General features: G+C 64.8%; 16 protein-coding genes. 4 read left to right on the top strand and 12 right to left on the bottom strand.

What is annotated here, in order from left to right; translation table 11 throughout:
* Positions 1-146 precede the first annotated feature (146 nt).
* The 12 genes from eno to LJ760_RS15495 all read right to left on the bottom strand — a co-directional run bounded on the left by eno (position 147) and on the right by LJ760_RS15495 (position 14,331).
* The gene (gene eno, locus LJ760_RS15550; RefSeq protein ID WP_227924233.1) at positions 147-1,430 is read right to left on the bottom strand and encodes a phosphopyruvate hydratase; all 1,284 of its coding nucleotides are present in this window, start codon (positions 1,428-1,430) and stop codon (positions 147-149) included.
* A 168-nt stretch (positions 1,431-1,598) separates the two neighbouring features.
* Positions 1,599-2,285, bottom strand: coding sequence for a MazG nucleotide pyrophosphohydrolase domain-containing protein (locus tag LJ760_RS15545; protein ID WP_331460734.1), 687 nt, complete (start codon positions 2,283-2,285; stop codon positions 1,599-1,601).
* Positions 2,278-3,417 carry an adenosine deaminase gene (locus tag LJ760_RS15540; RefSeq protein ID WP_227924232.1) on the bottom strand — a complete coding sequence of 380 codons (1,140 nt, stop codon included), beginning with the start codon at positions 3,415-3,417 and terminating at the stop codon, positions 2,278-2,280. Before LJ760_RS15540 ends, LJ760_RS15545 begins: the two co-directional genes overlap by 8 nt.
* A gap of 19 nt (positions 3,418-3,436) precedes the next feature.
* Entirely contained in the window at positions 3,437-4,105 is a 669-nt protein-coding gene (locus LJ760_RS15535) for a DedA family protein (RefSeq protein WP_227924373.1), read from the bottom strand.
* 293 nt (positions 4,106-4,398) lie between these two features.
* Complete coding sequence (locus LJ760_RS15530; protein WP_227924231.1) at positions 4,399-5,688, bottom strand: thymidine phosphorylase; 1,290 nt, start codon at positions 5,686-5,688, stop codon at positions 4,399-4,401.
* Positions 5,689-5,690: 2 nt separating this feature from the next.
* Positions 5,691-6,107, bottom strand: a complete 417-nt coding sequence (locus tag LJ760_RS15525) for a cytidine deaminase (protein WP_227924230.1) — start codon at positions 6,105-6,107, stop codon at positions 5,691-5,693.
* Between the two features lie 90 nt (positions 6,108-6,197).
* Positions 6,198-7,487 (bottom strand): ABC transporter permease, encoded by a 1,290-nt coding sequence (locus LJ760_RS15520; RefSeq protein ID WP_227924229.1) that lies wholly within the window; start codon positions 7,485-7,487, stop codon positions 6,198-6,200.
* A complete protein-coding gene (locus LJ760_RS15515) occupies positions 7,484-8,833 on the bottom strand; it encodes an ABC transporter permease (RefSeq protein ID WP_374200063.1) in 1,350 nt (449 codons plus the stop codon). The genes LJ760_RS15520 and LJ760_RS15515 overlap by 4 nt, the downstream gene beginning before the upstream one ends.
* Entirely contained in the window at positions 8,830-10,392 is a 1,563-nt protein-coding gene (locus tag LJ760_RS15510) for an ABC transporter ATP-binding protein (protein WP_227924228.1), read from the bottom strand. The genes LJ760_RS15515 and LJ760_RS15510 overlap by 4 nt, the downstream gene beginning before the upstream one ends.
* Before the next feature lie 129 nt (positions 10,393-10,521).
* Entirely contained in the window at positions 10,522-11,610 is a 1,089-nt protein-coding gene (locus LJ760_RS15505; RefSeq protein WP_374200062.1) for a BMP family lipoprotein, read from the bottom strand.
* Positions 11,611-11,900: 290 nt separating this feature from the next.
* On the bottom strand, positions 11,901-13,055 hold the full coding sequence (locus LJ760_RS15500) for an amidohydrolase (protein ID WP_227924227.1): 1,155 nt from the start codon (positions 13,053-13,055) through the stop codon (positions 11,901-11,903).
* A gap of 136 nt (positions 13,056-13,191) precedes the next feature.
* Positions 13,192-14,331, bottom strand: coding sequence for a mannose-1-phosphate guanylyltransferase (locus LJ760_RS15495; protein ID WP_227924226.1), 1,140 nt, complete (start codon positions 14,329-14,331; stop codon positions 13,192-13,194).
* Between the two features lie 225 nt (positions 14,332-14,556).
* Here LJ760_RS15495 and sdhC point away from each other — a divergent pair, with 225 nt between their 5' ends.
* The 4 genes from sdhC (at position 14,557) to LJ760_RS15475 (ending at position 18,033) form a co-directional block, all read left to right on the top strand.
* Positions 14,557-14,934, top strand: a complete 378-nt coding sequence (gene sdhC / locus LJ760_RS15490) for a succinate dehydrogenase, cytochrome b556 subunit (protein WP_227924225.1) — start codon at positions 14,557-14,559, stop codon at positions 14,932-14,934.
* Between the two features lie 6 nt (positions 14,935-14,940).
* Positions 14,941-15,423: a succinate dehydrogenase hydrophobic membrane anchor subunit gene (locus LJ760_RS15485; protein WP_227924224.1), complete on the top strand. Its 483-nt coding sequence runs from the start codon at positions 14,941-14,943 to the stop codon at positions 15,421-15,423.
* A gap of 67 nt (positions 15,424-15,490) precedes the next feature.
* The gene (sdhA, locus tag LJ760_RS15480) at positions 15,491-17,257 is read left to right on the top strand and encodes a succinate dehydrogenase flavoprotein subunit (protein ID WP_227924223.1); all 1,767 of its coding nucleotides are present in this window, start codon (positions 15,491-15,493) and stop codon (positions 17,255-17,257) included.
* Positions 17,257-18,033, top strand: a complete 777-nt coding sequence (locus tag LJ760_RS15475) for a succinate dehydrogenase iron-sulfur subunit (RefSeq protein ID WP_227914227.1) — start codon at positions 17,257-17,259, stop codon at positions 18,031-18,033. The genes sdhA and LJ760_RS15475 overlap by 1 nt, the downstream gene beginning before the upstream one ends.
* Positions 18,034-18,110 lie beyond the last annotated feature (77 nt).

The following is an 18,110-nucleotide window of genomic DNA, read 5'->3' as shown; positions in this document are numbered from 1 at the left end:
GGTGCTGTCAAAAAGGGCGGGGCAGGCGGCAAAAAACAACCGCGGGCGGGTTCCCTCCTATGAGGTTACCCACCCGCGGTGTTTGGAGCCTGTTCCGCAACGCCTACCGTCCCGGAATGGGGCCGGCATCCGCTGCGGCGGTACGGCTACTTGGCGTTGAAGCGCGGGAAGGCGCTGCGCCCTGCGTAGCGTGCGGCGTCGTCCAGCTCCTCTTCGATGCGCAGCAGCTGGTTGTACTTGGCCACGCGCTCGGAACGGGCCGGAGCACCGGTCTTGATCTGGCCGGCGTTGGTGGCAACGCAGATGTCGGCGATCGTGGTGTCTTCGGTCTCACCCGAGCGGTGGGACGTGATGGTGGTGTAGCCGGCGCGCTGGGCCATGGTGATGGCATCCAGGGTTTCGGTCAGGGTGCCGATCTGGTTGACCTTCACCAGCAGCGAGTTCGCGGCGTTGTTCTTGATGCCGGTTTCCAGGCGGGTGGGGTTGGTGACGAAGAGGTCATCGCCCACAATCTGCACCTTGTCGCCGACGGACGCGGTCAGGGTCTTCCAGCCGTCCCAGTCTTCTTCGTCCAGCGGGTCCTCGATGGAGACCAGCGGGTAGTCGCGGACCAGTTCCTCGTAGTACGCGGACATTTCGGCTGCGGACCGGTTCTGCCCCTCGAAGACGTACGAGCCGTCCTTGAAGAATTCGGAGGCTGCCACGTCCAGGGCCAGGGCGATGTCGTTGCCCGGTACGTAGCCGGCCCGCTCGATGGCTTCGATGATCAGGTCCAGGGCTGCACGGTTGGAGGGCAGGTTCGGAGCGAAGCCGCCCTCGTCGCCGAGACCGGTGGAGAGGTTCTTTTCCTTCAGCACGGACTTGAGGTTGTGGTAGACCTCAACGCCCCAGCGCAGTCCCTCGGAGTAGGTCTGGGCGCCCAGGGGAACAATCATGAATTCCTGGATGTCGACGTCGGAATCGGCGTGCGAACCGCCGTTCAGGATGTTCATGAGCGGCACGGGCAGGATGTGCGCGTTGGGACCGCCGAGGTAGCGGTACAGCGGCAGTGCAGCGGATTCGGCGGCGGCACGGGCGACGGCGAGGGAGACGCCGAGGATGGCGTTGGCGCCCAGGCCGGACTTGTTCTCGGTGCCGTCCAGGTCAATCATGGCCTGGTCGATGGCACGCTGGTCGGCGGCGTCGAACCCAAGCAGCGCCGGCTGGATCTGTTCGATCACGGCTTCAACGGCCTGCAGTACGCCCTTGCCCTGGTAGCGGTTCTTCTCACCGTCACGGCGTTCGTTGGCTTCGAAAGCGCCGGTGGAGGCGCCGGAGGGAACAGCCGCGCGGCCGAAGGTGTCGTCGTCGAGCAGCACCTCCACCTCGATGGTGGGGTTGCCGCGGGAATCAAGAATCTCGCGGGCATGGATGGCATCGATGATGGCCATTGAATTGCTCCTGTTCATTGGAACGAATGGGGAGAAAACCGCAGACCTGCCTGGCCGGCAGGTTCCGGTGTCTGCCTCTTAGCCTAATAGAATCACGGCTCCGAGTAAGGCCCGGTGAGCTGAATCACGGATATCGAGGATCTCTTCCCGCAGGCCGGCGCCGCGGAATCAGGCGCCTGTGTCTTCCGCTGTGTACCGGCGGACCGCCGCCCGCAGGGCCGCCTCGGCGTCAAGTCCCTGCCCCGAGGCGCGGCGGACCAGCGAAAACAGGACATCGCCAAGCTCGTTTTCGTCGGAGAACTCCGCGTTGGAGGCCGGCGCCGGTGGATCCGGGTGTCCGGCACGGCGGGCTCTCGAAAGGGTCTTGGCGGCCAGGAGCAGTGCGGGCAGGCCTGCTGGAATTCCTTCGAACGGCGAAGTCCGGGAGGGCGTCTCGGCCTTCTTCGCCTTGTCCCATGCCTGTTCAATTGCCGCAATACCGGAGTCATCGCGCTCTGCCCGGAGACTGCCGTCGGGACGGAAGACATGCGGGTTGCGGCGGATCATCTTGGCAGTAAGGGAATCGATCACGTCCGCGACGGAAAAGCTGCCGGATTCCTGCTGCAGGCGGGCATGCAGCATCACCTGCAGCAGCACGTCGCCGAGTTCGCCGCGCAGTTCCGCAGCGCGCACGGGACCGGACGTTCCGCCCTCCACCGCTTCAACGAGCTCGTACGTTTCCTCCACGAGGTACTCGAGCAGGGATTCGTGGGTCAATGCCCCGGTCCAGGGACAACGTTCCCGGAGGGCACCGATGACCTCGGCGAGGCGGGTGAACCGCTCACCGAGGTCATCGGGAAGGGGGATTTCAGCCACGGGCGCGGTTGAACCCCTCGGTGACGTAGGCCGAAAGCGCGGCACGCTCGTCCAGCGGCAGGAACGCCGCGTTGACGGCGTTCATCGTCAGTTCCAGGACATCGTCGAGGTCGTAGTCGAAGGTGTCCATCAGGAGCTCGAACTCGCCGGTGAGCGTCACCGAGCTCATCAGCCGGTTGTCCGTGTTGACGGTGACGGCGAAGCCCGTCTGGTAGAGCAGGTCGATCGGGTGGGTCTCGATGTCCTCGCCGAAGGAGGCAACGGCACCGGTCTGCAGGTTCGAGGACGGGCACACCTCCAGGGCGATACCGCGGTCGCGGACCCAGTTCGCCACCCGGCCCATGCTTACGATGCCCACTTCGGGTTCGTCCGGCGTGCCGTTGTCCTCGAACTCGACGTCGATATCCTCGGCAATCCGCACGCCGTGACCGAGCCGCAGCGCCCGGCCGTGTACCAGGGCATCCACGATGCTCTCGATTCCGGCTGCTTCTCCGGCGTGGACCGTGGCCGGGAACTGATTTTCGGCCAGGTAGGTGAAGGCGTCCTTAAACCGCGAAGCCGGGAAGCCGTCTTCCGGACCGGCGATGTCGAAGCCCACGGCGCCGGAGTCGCGGTGCCGCACGGCCAGCTCGGCAATTTCCATGGCACGGTCCGCGTGCCGCATGGCGGTGATCAGCTGGCCCACCTGGATGAACCTTCCGGCGGCTTCCGCGTTCGCAACGCCTTCTTCGATGCCGGCCTGCACCGCTTCGACGGCTTCGTCCAGGCTCAACCCTGCCTGCACATGCTGTTCCGGCGCCCAGCGGACCTCCGCATAGACCACTCCGTCAGCTGCGAGGTCTTCGACGAATTCGCGGGCCACCCGCACCAGGCCCTCGCGCGTCTGCATGACGGCGATGGTGTGGTCGAAGGTTTCGAGGTAGCGCTCCAGGGATCCGGAGTCCGCCGAATCGCGGAACCACTCCCCCAGCGCGGCGGGGTCGGTGCTCGGCAGGGTATGGCCGACGGCGGCGGCCAGCTCAATGATGGTGGCCGGACGGAGGCCTCCGTCAAGGTGATCGTGCAGCGATACCTTCGGCAGGCTGCGCACGTTGAGGGAAGAGGATTCGGGGAGGTTTGTAGGCTCAGTCACACGGCAACTCTACGGTGTTTCAGGCGGCCTTCTGCGTGCTCTCGTCGTCATCGGCGTTCGGCATGTCGTCCGCTGCCGCGTGTGCCGTCCCCGCTGCGGAGCCCCGGACCATGGTGATGATGCGGTCGATGATCAGGCCCAGGACTAGGGCACCGGTGACACCCACCACCACACCGAGCAGGTGGTGCTCGTTGAACCAGGCACCGGCTATCGCGCCGATAGCCACGCTGTAGGCAGCCCAGACAATCCCGGAGATCGCGGTCAGGGAGATGAACCGGCGTCGCGGGAACCCTGTCGCGCCGGCGGTGAGGTTTACTACCACCCGGCCAACCGGGATGAACCGGGCCACCAGGATCAGCGACATGGAGCGTTTGTCGAGTTCATGGCGCGCCCACGTGAAGGAACGGCGCATCTTCGGCGTGCGCATCCAGCGGAACCTTTCGGTTCCGATCCAGCGGCCCAGCAGATAAGCGAGGTTGTCGCCCAGGAAGGCGCCCAGGGCCGCTGCGGGAATGATCAGCCAGATATTCACGCCGGCGCCGCTCAGCGCAAGCGATGCCAGTGCGACTACCAGGGACTCGCTGGGCACCGGCGGGAAGAAGCCGTCGATCAGGCAGCAGGCCAGGAGCCCGATGTAGACCCACGGCGAACCCGCTGTGGAGAGGATGAAGTTGTTTATGCCGTCCACTGTGGCACTGAGAACGTCCAACAGCTGCCGCTCCTTGAGTTAGCTACCTAGGTCCCTTACAAGCATGCCACGCAGATACCAATGCCTGCGGCGCCCCCTCCCGGCGAGGCGCACCCACGCCGACCCCGACTCCCGGAGGGCCCCGGAGGGCCCCGGAGGAAGGCGGCTTTAATATTTCCTGCGAGCTCTGCGAGCACGGAAATTTCGTTGCCGCCGTTCCGGGGCCCGTAGGGCGCCGGAGTCTGGAGGGCGCCGGAGTCTGGAGGGCGCCGCCGCCCCGAACCCCGAATCCCCTAGCTGATCCGGTCGATGATCAGTTTCCGGGCCGGACGCGACCCCTCGGGAGCAATGACGACGGCGTCGGCCAGTGCCTCGCGGGCCCGGTCGAACTTTTCGGGGGTGTCGGTCAGCAGCGTCATCAGCGGCTCACCGGCCCGGACGACGGCGCCCGGCTTGGCATGCATTACGACGCCGGCTCCGGCCTGGACCGCGTCTTCCTTGCGGGCACGGCCGGCACCAAGGCGCCAAGCTGCAACGCCTACGGAGAGGGCATCGAGTTCCACCAGCACACCGTCTGCAGGCGCGTAGATGGTTTCGGATTCGCGGGCCACCGGAAGCGCAGCGTCCGGATCGCCGCCCTGCGCGGAGATCATCCGGCGCCAGACGTCCATTGCGCGGCCGTCCTTCAGTGCTGCTTCCGGGTCGGCATCGGGCTGCCCGGCGGCCGTGAGCATCTCCCGGGCGAGGGCCAGGGTGAGTTCCACGACGTCCTCGGGTCCGCCGCCGGCAAGGACGTCCACGGATTCCTGCACCTCGATGGCGTTGCCGGCTGTCAGGCCCAGCGGTGTGGACATGTCGGTCAGCAGGGCCACCGTGTTCACGCCGGCGTCCTTGCCCAGGGCCACCATGGTCTCGGCCAGTTCGCGGGCGCGGGCCTCGTTCTTCATGAACGCGCCGCTTCCGACCTTGACGTCAAGCACCAGCGAACCGGTGCCTTCGGCGATCTTCTTGCTCATGATCGAGGAAGCGATCAGCGGGATGGCTTCCACGGTTCCCGTAACGTCGCGCAGCGAGTACAGCTTCTTGTCGGCCGGAGCCAATCCGGCACCGGCTGCACAGATGACCGCGCCGACGTCGCGCAGCTGGGCCATCAGGGCGTCATTGGTCAGTGCGGCCTGCCAGCCGGGGATGGCTTCGAGCTTGTCCAGGGTGCCTCCGGTGTGGCCCAGCCCGCGGCCGGAGAGCTGCGGGACGGCAACACCGAAAACGGCCACCAGGGGTGCCAGCGGAAGCGTGATCTTGTCCCCCACACCGCCGGTGGAGTGCTTGTCCGAAGTGGGTTTCCCGAGGGAGGAGAAGTCCATCCGCTCCCCCGAATTGATCATGGCGGTGGTCCATCGGGAGATTTCCGCGCGGCTCATGCCGTTGAGCAGGATTGCCATGTTGAGTGCGGCCATCTGTTCATCCGCAATCGCTCCGCGGGTGTACGCGTCGATGGTCCAGTCAATCTGTTCCGCGGTCAAGGTGCCCCGGTCCCGCTTGATCCCGATGATGTCTACGGCGTCGAACTTTTCAGCGCTCATGTTTATTTGTCCTGCCCTTCGAGGTGCTGCGGTCCAAAAGCATCCGGCAGGACTTCGTCCATGCTTCTGATGCCGCTTACTGTCATCAACTGCATGCCCGGTGCCCGGAATTCGTAGAGCAACTGCCGGCAGCGGCCACACGGCATCAGGACATTGCCGGATCCGTCCACGCAGGCGAAGGCGGCTAAGCGGCCGCCTCCGGTCATGCGCAGCTGGCTGATCATCGAACATTCTGCACACAGAGTCAGCCCGTAGGAGGCGTTTTCGATGTTGCAGCCGGAAACAATCCGGCCGTCGTCGGTAAGCGCTGCGGCACCTACCGGATACTTCGAGTAGGGCACGTAGGCGTGGGCCAGGGCCGCGCGTGCGGTTTCCAGGAGCTGGTCCCAGTCCACCTGGCCGGGGGTCGTCTGTGTCATGTCTTCCTTCCAATTGGGTTTCCGGTCCGGTCGGACCGGAAACCAAGAGGGACCTGCCGCCGGTTTCCCGGCAGCAGGTCCCCCTGAGAGCTATCCCTTGATGTAGGGCACGCCGCTGGCAGCCGGTCCGCGGGACCTGCCCACGACGCCGGCCACCGCGAAGATCGTCACGACGTAAGGCAGCATCGACAGGAACTGGCTGGGCACCGGGGTGCCCAGCAGGCCCAGGACGTACTGCAGGTTCGTGGCAAAGCCGAACAGTAGGGCCGCGGCTGCGGCGCCGAGCGGGTTCCAACGGCCCAGGATGAGGGCCGCGAGGGCAATGTAGCCCTGGCCGCCGGTCATGTCCTGGCCGAAGCTGGAGACCGATACGAGGGTGAAGAACGAGCCGCCGACGCCGGCCACCGCGCCGGCGAGCAGCACGTTGGTGAACCGGGTCCGGTTGACGTTGACGCCCAGGGTGTCGGCCGCCTTGGGGTGTTCTCCCACCGCACGGGTACGCAGGCCCCAACGGGTGTGGAACAGCCCGAAGTAGACTGCGGCAACAGCGAAGTACATCAGGTAGCCGATCAGCGACTGATCGAACAGGATCGGTCCGATGATCGGGATGTCGGCCAGGAACGGGATCCGGATGTTCGGCAGGCGCGGCGCCGAGTTCAATTCCGACGGGTTCGCGCTGAGCACGGTGGAGAAGAGGAAACCGGTGAGGCCGGACACCAGCACGTTCAGCACAACGCCCACGATGACCTGGTTGACCACGTACTTGATGCTGAAGACTGCCAGCACCAGGGAGACGAGCACACCGGCAACGGCTGCTGCCAGCAAACCGACGAAGGCACTGCCGGATACGGTGCCGGCCACTGCGGCGGCAAAGGCGCCGAAGAGGAGCTGGCCCTCGATGGCGATGTTGACCACGCCGACGCGCTCACACAGGACGCCCGAAAGCGAACCGAAGATCAGCGGCACGGCCAGGGTGATGCTGCCGGCCAGGAGTCCGTAGAGGGCAATGTTGGGCGTGCCTGCACTGCCGACGGACCAGGAGAGGAACGCCGCCACGAATACGACGCCGAAAATAACCGGGAGCCAGAGCGGCAGGCGCCGCCCCGACCGGACGAGGACAAAGGCCCAGGCAGCGGCCAGGACGAGCACGATTGCGCCTGCCCAGCCGAAGGCCTTGGCGGAGAACACCAGGTCCGGCAGCGTAATGGCTGCCCCGGGGTCGGTCAGTCGGAAGGTGACATCGGTGGCCGGAGCCCCGAGGGCGAAGAACACCAGGGACAGCAGGGCGAGCACGCCCAGCAGGATGGGTGTCTTCCAGCTGCGCACGAGTGCGGCCGGCGCCGGGTTCGGCGCGGCGGTGGTGGTGGTTGCGGTGCTCATGCTGCTCCTCCGGCGGCTGCGGCGGGCTTGCGGGTGGAGCGGAAGGCTCCGGGCGGCGGGATCCTGAACAGCGAACGCACCAGCGGCGGGGCCGCGATGAACAGCACGATCAGGGACTGGACCACCAGGACAATGTCGATGCTGGTACCGGTGTTGGTCTGCATAGCGACACCTCCGGCGCGGAAGGCGCCGAAGAGCAGACCGGCAGCGAAGGTTCCCCACGGCGTCGAACGGCCCAGCAGCGCCACCGTGATGGCGTCAAAGCCGAAGCTGGCAGCCACGTCGGTGGTCAGCACACGCTCGGTTCCGGAGACCTGGGACACGCCGGCGAGGCCGGACAGGGCGCCGGCGATGAGCATAACCACCACGTAGCCCTTCGTGGTGCTGATGCCGGCGTTCCGGGCGGCGTCGGGGTTGGCACCCACGGCACGCAGTTCGAACCCGATGGTGGAGCGGTTGAGCAGCCACCACACGAAGACCGTGGCTGCGATCGCCAGGATGAAGCCCCAGTGCAGGCGGAAGTCCGCGCCGAACAGCTTGGGGAACATGGCACTGTCAGCCAGCAGCGGGCTGATCGGGTTGTTGCTGCCCTCTCGCTGGAAACCGGGAGTGGTGAGCAGGAACGCGACCAGTTGGATGGCCACATAGTTGAGCATGATCGTCACGATCACCTCGTGGGCACCCGTGCGGGCCTTCAACAGACCGGCAATGCCGCCCCAGATGGCTCCGCCGAGCAGGCCGGCGATGATCACCAGGAGGATGTGCAGCCCTGCGGGCAGCTGCCAGGTGAACCCGACCCACGCCGCCAGTGCGGCACCGATGATGATCTGGCCCTGCGCACCGATGTTGAACAGGCCGGCACGGAACGCCAGCGCCACGCCAAGGCCGGCGCAGATCAGCGGGGTGGCGGTGGTCAGCGTCTGGGTGAGGGGGTAGATCGCACGGGTGAAGGTCTCAGCCTCCAGATTGATGATCGACCCCTGGAAGAGCGAGTAGTACGCTCCGGCCGCCGCGTCCCAGGCTGCGGCGAAGAAATCGCCGGGACGGCTGAACAGGTAGCCGGCTGCCTCAGTGGCTTCCTCATTGGTCAGGGCGATCAGCACCCCGCCCACAACCAGGGCCATCAGGACGGCGAGGACGGATACCAGCCCGTTTCCGGTCACGATCCGCTCGAGGACGCCGCGCTTGGCGTCCGGCTCCGGCGTGATGGTGCTGCCGACGGCGGCGGCGGGCGGCGCCAGCTGCCCTCCGGCGGTCTCCGCAGCTACTTCGAGACGTGCCTCGTCGGCAGCCGAAGTCTTGCGGTCTGGTGCTGGCCCACCAGTGGTGGACTTTTCCGGGCTCACTGCGCCCCTCCCTCAATAATTGGTGTTTCCTCGGGCGCGGCCTCGCGGGCCAGCGCCTCGTCGGCGGTCATGCCGGCCATCATCAGGCCCAGCACATTCCGCGATGTGCCGCCGGGCACAATGCCCATCAGGCGGCCGCCGTACAGCACGGCAATACGGTCACCGAGTTCCAGGACCTCGTCCAGTTCGGTGGACACGATCATCACCGGCGTGCCGGCTTCCCGTTCGGCGATGATGCGCCGGTGCAGGAATTCGATTGAGCCAACGTCCACCCCGCGGGTGGGCTGGCTGGCGATGAACAGTGAGAGCGGCCGGGACAGTTCCCTGGCCATAACCACCTTCTGCTGGTTACCGCCGGACAGTGTGCCCGCCGGGGTGGCCGCAGTCTGGGTACGGATATCGAACTCGGTGATCTTTTCCTCGGCGTTGGCGCCGACCACTGCAGGCTTCATCGAAAGGCCGCGTGCAAACGGCGGCTCGTCATAGCGGTTGAGGACCAGGTTTTCGGCTACCGAGAAGGTGCCGACCAGTCCGTCCACGTTGCGGTCCTCGGGCACGAAGCCGACGCCGGCGTCGATGATCTTGTGGGTCTTCATGCCCACGAGTTCCCGTCCGTCCAGCTTGATGGAGCCGGTCACGTGTTCCTGCAGGCCCATAACCGCTTCGGTGAGCTCGGTCTGGCCGTTGCCCTGCACACCGGCAATGGCCAGGATTTCGCCCTTGGCAATGCCGAAGCTCAGGCCGTTAACCACTGGCTGGCCGCTCGCGGAGACAACCGTGAGGTCCTGTACCCGGAAGGTCTCTTCGCCCGGGACGGCCGGAGCCTTGTCCAGGCTCAGGCTGACCGAGCGGCCCACCATCAGTGCTGCCAGTTCCGTGGTGCCGGCGCTGGGTTCTGCGGAGCCGACTACCTTGCCGCGGCGGATTACCGTGATGACATCGGATACGGCCTTGACCTCGCGGAGCTTGTGCGAGATGAAGACGACGCCCTTGCCGTCACTGGTGAGCTGGCGCATGATGCCCAGCAGTTCATCGGTTTCGCGCGGGGTAAGTACGGCGGTCGGTTCGTCGAGGATCAGGACTTCTGCGTCCCGGATCAGCGCCTTGATGATTTCCACGCGCTGCTGGACGCCGACGGGCAGGTCTTCCACGAGGGCGTCGGGGTCGACGTCGAACCCGTACTGGTCCGAGATCTCCCGGATCCGGCGGCGGGTGTCGTCAAGGTTCAGCATGCCGGCGAACCGGGTTTTTTCGTTTCCGAGGGCCACGTTTTCGGCCACGGTAAAGACCGGTACGAGCATGAAGTGCTGGTGCACCATGCCGATGCCGGCGGCCATGGCGTCCGAGGGGCCGCTGAAGGTTACCGGGCGCCCGTCGATGAGGATCTGTCCCTCGGTGGGCTCGTAGAGGCCGTAGAGGACATTCATCAACGTCGATTTACCGGCGCCGTTCTCGCCGAGCAGGCTATGTACCTGCCCCGGCTCGACCACGAGGTCGATGTGGTCATTGGCTACCAGCGAACCGAATCGCTTGGTGATGCCTTGAAGCTCGAGTTTCACAAAACCCCAACCAATCTGTTCTAAAAAGTGCTGTGTGGGAGGTAGGGCTGTCCGGCACAGACAAACCGCCATGTCCGGCAGTCGCAACTGCGGGGCATGGCGGTTGTCTGAGGGCAGTTCGGTCCGCTGCTACTGCTTCGGGCTGGACTCGGATTCGATCGTGATCTCACCGGAGATGATCTTGGCCTTCAGGTCCTCGACCGCGGACTTGACGTCTTCGGGGACGTTGGCTTCCTGGTCGTGGAACGGTGCCAGGTCGACGCCGCCGTTCTCCAGGGTGCCCACGTACGGCTCGGCGCTGAAGTTGTCATCGGCGGACTCGGTGATGACGTCCTCGACTGCGTCGCCCATCAGCTTCATGACCGAGGTCAGGATGAATTCCTGACCGATTTCGGCGGTCTCGTATCCGTCGGAGTCAACCCAGACGGCGCGGACGTTCTTGCCGCCTTCGTTGGCCTCGACCACGGCCTCCATGGTGCCCAGGCCTACCGGACCGGCGACGGGCATGATGACGTCGGCGCCTTCGTTGATGAAGTTCTGCGTCAGGGTCTTGCCTGCGGCACGGTTGTCGAAGCTGTCGACGAAGGAGTCTGCGCCGAGGAGCTTGACGTCTGCGCCGTTCTCCTTGTTGAAGTGCTCAACGCCCTGGGCGAAGCCCTCCATGAAGATGGTGACGGTGGGGATGTTCATGCCGCCGTAGGTAGCGACGGTGCCGGTCTCGGAGGAGCCTGCAGCGACGTAGCCCGCAAGGAAGGCAGCCTGGGCCGTGTCGTAGATGATCGGCTTGACGTTGTCGAGCTCGATGGCGTTGTCATCGACGATCGCGAAGTTCACGTCGGGGTTCGCTTCGGCGGCGGCCTTCGTGGCGTCGGAAAGCAGGAAGCCAACGGTCACGGTCAGGTCGCAGCCGGCCTGGACCATGCTGTCCACGTTGTTCGTGAAGTCGGTGGGAGCCTGGGACTCAGCGTCGCGGGTCTCGATGCCCAGCGAATCCTTCGCCGCCATCAGGCCTTCGTAGCTGGACTGGTTGAAGGAGCGGTCATCCCAGCCGCCGGCGTCGGAGACAATGCAGCCGGTGAAGTCGCTGTTGGCTGCTTCGGAGCCGCCTTCTTCCTCTTCCGGTGCAGCACCGCAGCCGGAAAGCAGGAGAGCTGACACGCCGAGCATGGCGGCGGAGACGCCTGCGTTGCGCTTAAAGCTGCGCGGGTAATTCTTCAATGTTCCTCCAGAAAAGAAATGGTTTTCGCCGAACGGTGCCCTTTCAAGGTGCAGCGTGTGGCGCAGCGCTCCGTCCGTCGTTGGACCGCAGCAACATAACCATAATGTGTCGGAGGCAACACCAAGTCCAAATCCGGTGCTGGTGGAACATTGTTTACATGTTGTTATCAAACGGGCACTTCCGGCCGGAACCGGACTGATATGGTCCCGCCCCGGCCCCATGGGCAGCGGCAGCCCCTATTGTGTCGCCAGGTTACGCGGCCCGCAGGGCCGGAACGGGCGCCGCTGATTCAGTGCCGCAGGCCCCGGGCGGCGCGGAGGGCGGCAGCCGCCATCACGCTTACGCCGCAGCCGATAGCCCGTTCATCCGGGTTGTAGTCTCCGCGGTGCAGATCGAACGTTTCCCCGCCCGGTGAACGTGTGCCAAGCCGCATCAGGGCGCCCGGAACCGCCTGCGTCATCCAGGCGAAGTCCTCCCCGCCCATCGACTGCGGGGCCAGCACGACGGCGTCTTCGCCCAGTTCGGCGCGGGCCGCCGCCTCAATCAGGCTGATCTCGGCGTCGGCGTTAATAACCGGGGGAACGCCCCGGATGTGCTCCAGATGCACGTCGACGCCGAACGGCGCCGCGATTTCCCGCACCACCTTGTCCAGCAGCTCGCCGGCGGCGTGCCAGGCCTCGGCGTCGAGGCAGCGCATGGTGCCGGCCATGAATCCGTGTCCGGGAATGGCATTGGGTGCGGAACCCGCGTGCATCTGTCCCCACACCACGGAAACACCGCTGCGCACATCGATGCGGCGGGAGAGTACGGCCGGAACACTGACGGCAATCTCGGCCAGCGCGAAGACCAGATCCTCGGTCAGGTGCGGGCGGGAGGTATGCCCGCCGCGGCCGGTGAGTTCGATCCGGATGGTGTCCGACGCCGAGGTAATCGCGCCGATGCGGGTGCCCACCTGCCCCACATCCACCCGGGGGTCGCAGTGCAGGGCCAGGACGCGCGGGACTCCGTCCAGGGCTCCCTGCTCGATCACCGAGAGGGCACCTCCGGGCATGACTTCTTCGGCCGGCTGGAAGATGACGCGCACCCGTCCGCCCAGCTGGCCGGCGGCGTCGAACCCTGCGAGCACCTTGGCTACGCCGAGCATCACCGTGGTGTGGATGTCATGGCCGCAGGCATGGGCTATGCCGGTGTTTTCCGAGGCGTACGGCAGTCCGGTCTCCTCCAGCACGGGAAGGGCATCGATATCCGCCCGGACCGCCAGGCGCACGGGGCCCTCACCGATGTCCACCACAACGCCCGTGTTGTCGAGCCGCTTGGGCGTCAGGCCTGCATGCTCCAGGGCTTCGACAATGCGGTCGGTAGTACGGAATTCCTTATGCGAGAGCTCGGGATGCGAGTGCAGGTCCCGCCGGAACTCGATCAACCCGCCCAGGAGCGGCGCCACGCTCCCCTGTATTGAGGGGATTGGCGAATTGCTCAAAGGGATTGTCTGCACAACCTCAAGGTTAGCCAATTCCGGAGCCAAAGCGGGAATGTGCGACGCCGGAAACGACGCCGCGTGACGGTGTTCCGCGGACGAGCTACAGGACGTCGGTGTCGCCGCTGGCCTTCAGGTGTTCCACGGCTTTCTTGACTTCCTGCGCGTGCTCCTTGGTGGTCACCAGCAGGGCGTCGGGTGTGTCCACGATGACAATGTCCTCGATCCCGATCAGCGCAATGACACGCTTGGTATCGGAGACGACTATCCCGGAAGCGTTTTCAGAGTAGACGCGGGCGCCCTCCCCCATCACCGTCAGGTTGCTGTTTTCCGCTGCGGGGTTCAGCCGGCCGATCGCGGCGAAGTCGCCTACATCGTCCCAGCTGAAGGCGCCTGGGATCATTGCGACGTCGCCTGCTGCGGCAGCCGGTTCAGCGACGGCATAGTCAATGGCAATCTTGGGAAGTGTGGGCCAGACCCGACGGACCACTTCGCGGCGCCGGGTGGTGTCCCAGGCGTCGGCGATTTCCATCAGGCCGGAGTAGAGCACGGGCTCGTTGGCTTCCAGGTGCTTGAGCATCAGGTCCACCGGGGCCACGAACATTCCGGCGTTCCAGCTGTAGCTGCCGCTGTCCAGGTATGTCTGCGCAACGTCCGCTGACGGTTTTTCCACGAACTCGACCACGGAGCGCGCGCTCGGTGCGCCGGCAACGCGGAGCTGCTCGCCGGCGCGGATATAACCGAATCCGGTGGATGGGTGCGTGGGTTCGATGCCGATGGTGACGATATATCCCTGCGCCGCGGTGTGCACGGCTTCCCGGACGGCGGCTTGGAAGACCTCCACGGGGGCAATGACCTGGTCTGCGGCGAAGGATCCCATGATGATCTGCGGATCCCGCTTGTAGAGGATCGCCGCTGCAAGGCCGATCGCTGCGGCCGAATCCTTCGGCTCGAGTTCCAGGACCAGGTTCTTGTTGGAGATCTCGGGCAGCTGCTGCCGCACGGCCTGCCGGTGCACGGCCCCGGTCACCACCATGACGCGGTCTCCGCTGAGCGGGCTCAGGCGCTCGTACGTGGCCCGGATAAGGGTGGAACCCGAACCTGTCAGGTCATGCAGGAACTTGGGTGCGGCCGCACGGGAAAGTGGCCAAAGGCGCGTCCCGACGCCGCCCGCCGGGATGACTCCGTAAAAACGGTCAAGAACGGCGGACGCAGTATCTGCTTGTGGCTTTTCGTTACTCATCACAGCCAAGATTAGCCCAGCCTGTCGGCGAGCATCAGGAACCACCCCTGATACAGGGTTTTCGTTGCGGGTTCAATGTAATCAGCGTCACACCATAGGCGAACCTAAATTGAAACCCCGGTCACGCAAGCCTAGATTATGGTAGAGCTTATATCGCTGTCGCACCGGCGTCATCACTGCGTGGAACACGCGCTAACGCCGCTGCGATGCAGGGAGGAAAATTCAGTGTCGAAGTTACCAGCAGGCACTCTCTACCGTGGCCGTGAGGGCCAATGGTCGTGGGTTGTGCACCGTATCACCGGCGTGGCGATCTTCTTCTTCCTTTTGGTCCACGTTCTGGATACGTCTTTGGTGCGCGTTTCGCCGGAGGCCTACAACGTGGTGATCGAATCCTACAAGAACCCGATTATGGGCATCGGCGAGCTTGGTCTCGTTGCTGCCATTGTGTTCCATGCCTTCAACGGCCTGCGTGTAGTCCTGATCGACTTCTGGAAGAAGGGGCCCAAGTACCAGCGCCAGATGCTCTGGGGCGTTGTTGCCCTGTGGGCCGTTACGGTTATCGGCTTCTCTATTCGCCACCTGCCCAACGTCTTCGGGGGTTAATAACCAATGAGCACATCCACTAACGAAGCGCACGCCCTCGAAGCACCCCGGTCAGGACGCATCGCCCCGCGCTACACGCGCAATTCCTCGGGCCGCGGCAACTTTGAAATGCTTGCGTGGCTGTTCATGCGCGTCTCCGGCGTGATCCTTGTTGTCCTGATCTTCACGCACCTGTTCATGAACCTGGTCCTGGGCGACGGCATCCACGCCGTCGACTTCGGCTTCGTTGCCGGCAAGTGGGCGAGCCCGCTGTGGCAGGTCTGGGACCTGGTCATGCTGTGGCTGGCCATGCTGCACGGCACCAACGGCGTCCGCGTCATCATCAACGACTACGCAGACAAGAAGGCCACGCGCATGTGGCTCAAGACTGTCCTCTATGTCGCGACCTTCGTGATCATCGTGCTCGGCACCCTGGTGATCTTCACCTTTGACCCCTGCCTTGCAGGCGCCTCGGCTGAGACGCTCCAGGAGTTCTGCGGCGCCAGCTAACGCCGGCGCAGGACAACCAGGGTACGCCCACGAATTTCTAGTAGTTTCAACAGAAAGAGCATCTGCTATGCAGGTCCATAAGTACGACGTCGTCATCGTCGGCGCAGGCGGCGCCGGTATGCGTGCCGCCATCGAATCAGGTCAGCGGGCACGTACGGCGGTACTGACCAAGCTGTACCCCACCCGCTCCCACACCGGTGCGGCGCAGGGCGGCATGTGCGCGGCCCTGGCCAATGTCGAAGAAGACAACTGGGAATGGCACACCTTCGACACCGTCAAGGGCGGTGACTACCTGGTGGACCAGGATGCAGCCGAGGTCATGGCCAAGGAAGCCATTGACGCCGTGCTGGACCTGGAAAAGATGGGCCTGCCGTTCAACCGCACGCCCGAAGGACGCATCGACCAGCGCCGCTTCGGCGGGCACACCCGTGACCACGGCAAGGCACCCGTACGCCGTGCGTGCTATGCCGCAGACCGCACGGGCCACATGATCCTGCAGACGCTGTACCAAAACTGCGTCAAGCACAACGTTGAGTTCTACAACGAGTACTACGTCCTGGACCTCATCACCGTCGTCGACCTCGACGGCCAGAAGCGGGTAGCGGGTGTCATTTCCTATGACCTCGCCACCGGCGAGCTGCACATCTTCCAGGCCAAGTCCGTCGTGTTCGCCTCCGGCGGCGCCGGCAAGGTCTACAAGACCACGTCCAACGCACACACCCTCACCGGTGACGGCATGGGCATCGCCTTCCGCCGGGGCATTCCCCTGGAGGACATGGAGTTCATCCAGTTCCACCCGACCGGCCTTGCCGGGCTGGGCATCCTCCTCTCCGAGGCCGCCCGCGGCGAAGGCGCCATCCTCCGCAACTCCGAGGGTGAACGCTTCATGGAGCGCTACGCCCCCACCATCAAGGACCTGGCGCCGCGTGACATCGTGGCCCGTTCCATGGCCAATGAGGTACGCGAGGGACGCGGCTGCGGCCCGAACAAGGACTACGTCCTGCTGGACCTGACGCACCTGGAACCGGCACACATCGATGCGAAGCTTCCGGACATCACCGAGTTTGCCCGCACCTACCTCGGTGTGGAGCCCTACACCGAACCGGTGCCGGTGTTCCCTACGGCGCACTACGTGATGGGCGGCATTCCCACAAACATCAAGGCCGAGGTACTCCAGGACAACGACACGGTAATCCCCGGACTGTACGCGGCCGGCGAAGTCGCCTGTGTGTCCGTACACGGTTCCAACCGTCTGGGCACCAACTCGCTGCTGGACATCAACGTCTTCGGCAAGCGGGCCGGCATCTACGCTGCCGAATACGCCCTGACCGCCGATTTCGTCGATCTGCCGGAGAACTCCGAAATGGACACGGTCAACCTGCTGGACCACGTCCGGAATTCGGAAGGCACCGAGCGTATCTCCGAAATCCGCCGGGACCTGCAGAACACCATGGACCTGAACATGCAGGTGTTCCGCACCGCGGAAACCATCCAGCAGGTCCTGAAGGACATCGCTTCCTTCGAGGAGCGTTACCAGAAAATCAGCGTCCAGGATAAGGGCAAGCGCTTCAACCTCGACCTCCTCGAGGCCGTGGAGCTTGGCTTCCTCCTGGAACTGGCAAAAGTCATGAGCGTTGCCGCCCTGCACCGCACCGAATCCCGCGGCGGACACTTCCGCGAGGACTTCCCGGAGCGCGATGACGAGAACTTCATGAAGCATTCGATGGCCTACAAGGTTGACGAAGCCGAGAATACCGAGCACACCGCCGGCATCCGGTTGGACACCAAGCCGGTCATTTTCACGCGCTATGAGCCGATGGTGAGGAAGTACTAATGACAACCGAAATCGCCGAGCCGGCCTCGAAGGTGGAGCTCCCCGAGTCAATCGGCGGAGAGATCCCCTCGTTCGAAATCACCTTGAAGGTCCGTCGCTACAACCCCGAGGTTTCCGACGAAGCCTACTGGGATGAGTGGAAGCTGACCATGTACGGCACGGACCGCGTGCTGGACGCACTGCACAAGGTCAAGTGGGAGCACGACGGCTCGGTTTCGTTCCGCCGTTCCTGCGCCCACGGTGTCTGCGGCTCCGATGCCATGCGCATCAACGGCCGCAACCGCCTGGCCTGCAAGACCCTGCTGAAGGACCTGGACACGTCCAAGCCCATCCTCGTCGAGCCCATCAAGGGCCTGCCGGTGGAAAAGGACCTGATCGTGGACATGGAGCCGTTCTTCCAGTCCTACCGCGAGATCATGCCGTTCCTGGTGACCAAGGGCCACGAGCCCACGAAGGAACGCCTGCAGTCCGCCGAGGACCGTGAGCGCTTCGACGACACCACCAAGTGCATCCTCTGCGCCGCGTGCACGTCCTCCTGCCCCGTCTTCTGGACCGACGGCCAGTACTTCGGCCCGGCGGCGATCGTCAACGCGCACCGCTTCATCTTCGATTCGCGTGACGACGCCGGAGATATGCGCCTGGAGATCCTGAACGACAAGGAAGGCGTGTGGCGCTGCCGCACCACCTTCAACTGCTCGGAAGCATGCCCCCGCGGCATCCAGGTCACCAAGGCCATTTCAGAGGTCAAGCAGGCCATCCTGGCCCGTTCCCTCTAAGTACTTCCCTGCGTTAGGCGCCGGCAAGCGGATTTCCCCGCTTACCGGCGCCTTTTGCGTACTCGATAGAGTTGCTC

This window comes from Arthrobacter sp. zg-Y895 (genome assembly GCF_020731025.1).
In the GTDB taxonomy this organism is placed as follows: domain Bacteria; phylum Actinomycetota; class Actinomycetes; order Actinomycetales; family Micrococcaceae; genus Arthrobacter_B.
This window is presented reverse-complemented; position numbering and strand designations above follow the sequence as displayed.

What these genes read in the sequence shown, in the direction of transcription:
- eno (WP_227924233.1), bottom strand. Translation starts at nt 1,430, where the DNA reads ATGGCCATCATCGATGCCATCCATGCCCGCGAGATTCTTGATTCCCGC.
- LJ760_RS15530 (WP_227924231.1), bottom strand. Translation starts at nt 5,688, where the DNA reads ATGAGCGCTGAAAAGTTCGACGCCGTAGACATCATCGGGATCAAGCGG.
- LJ760_RS15525 (WP_227924230.1), bottom strand. Translation starts at nt 6,107, where the DNA reads ATGACACAGACGACCCCCGGCCAGGTGGACTGGGACCAGCTCCTGGAA.
- LJ760_RS15520 (WP_227924229.1), bottom strand. Translation starts at nt 7,487, where the DNA reads ATGAGCACCGCAACCACCACCACCGCCGCGCCGAACCCGGCGCCGGCC.
- LJ760_RS15495 (WP_227924226.1), bottom strand. Translation starts at nt 14,331, where the DNA reads ATGAGTAACGAAAAGCCACAAGCAGATACTGCGTCCGCCGTTCTTGAC.
- LJ760_RS15485 (WP_227924224.1), top strand. Translation starts at nt 14,941, where the DNA reads ATGAGCACATCCACTAACGAAGCGCACGCCCTCGAAGCACCCCGGTCA.
- sdhA (WP_227924223.1), top strand. Translation starts at nt 15,491, where the DNA reads ATGCAGGTCCATAAGTACGACGTCGTCATCGTCGGCGCAGGCGGCGCC.
- LJ760_RS15475 (WP_227914227.1), top strand. Translation starts at nt 17,257, where the DNA reads ATGACAACCGAAATCGCCGAGCCGGCCTCGAAGGTGGAGCTCCCCGAG.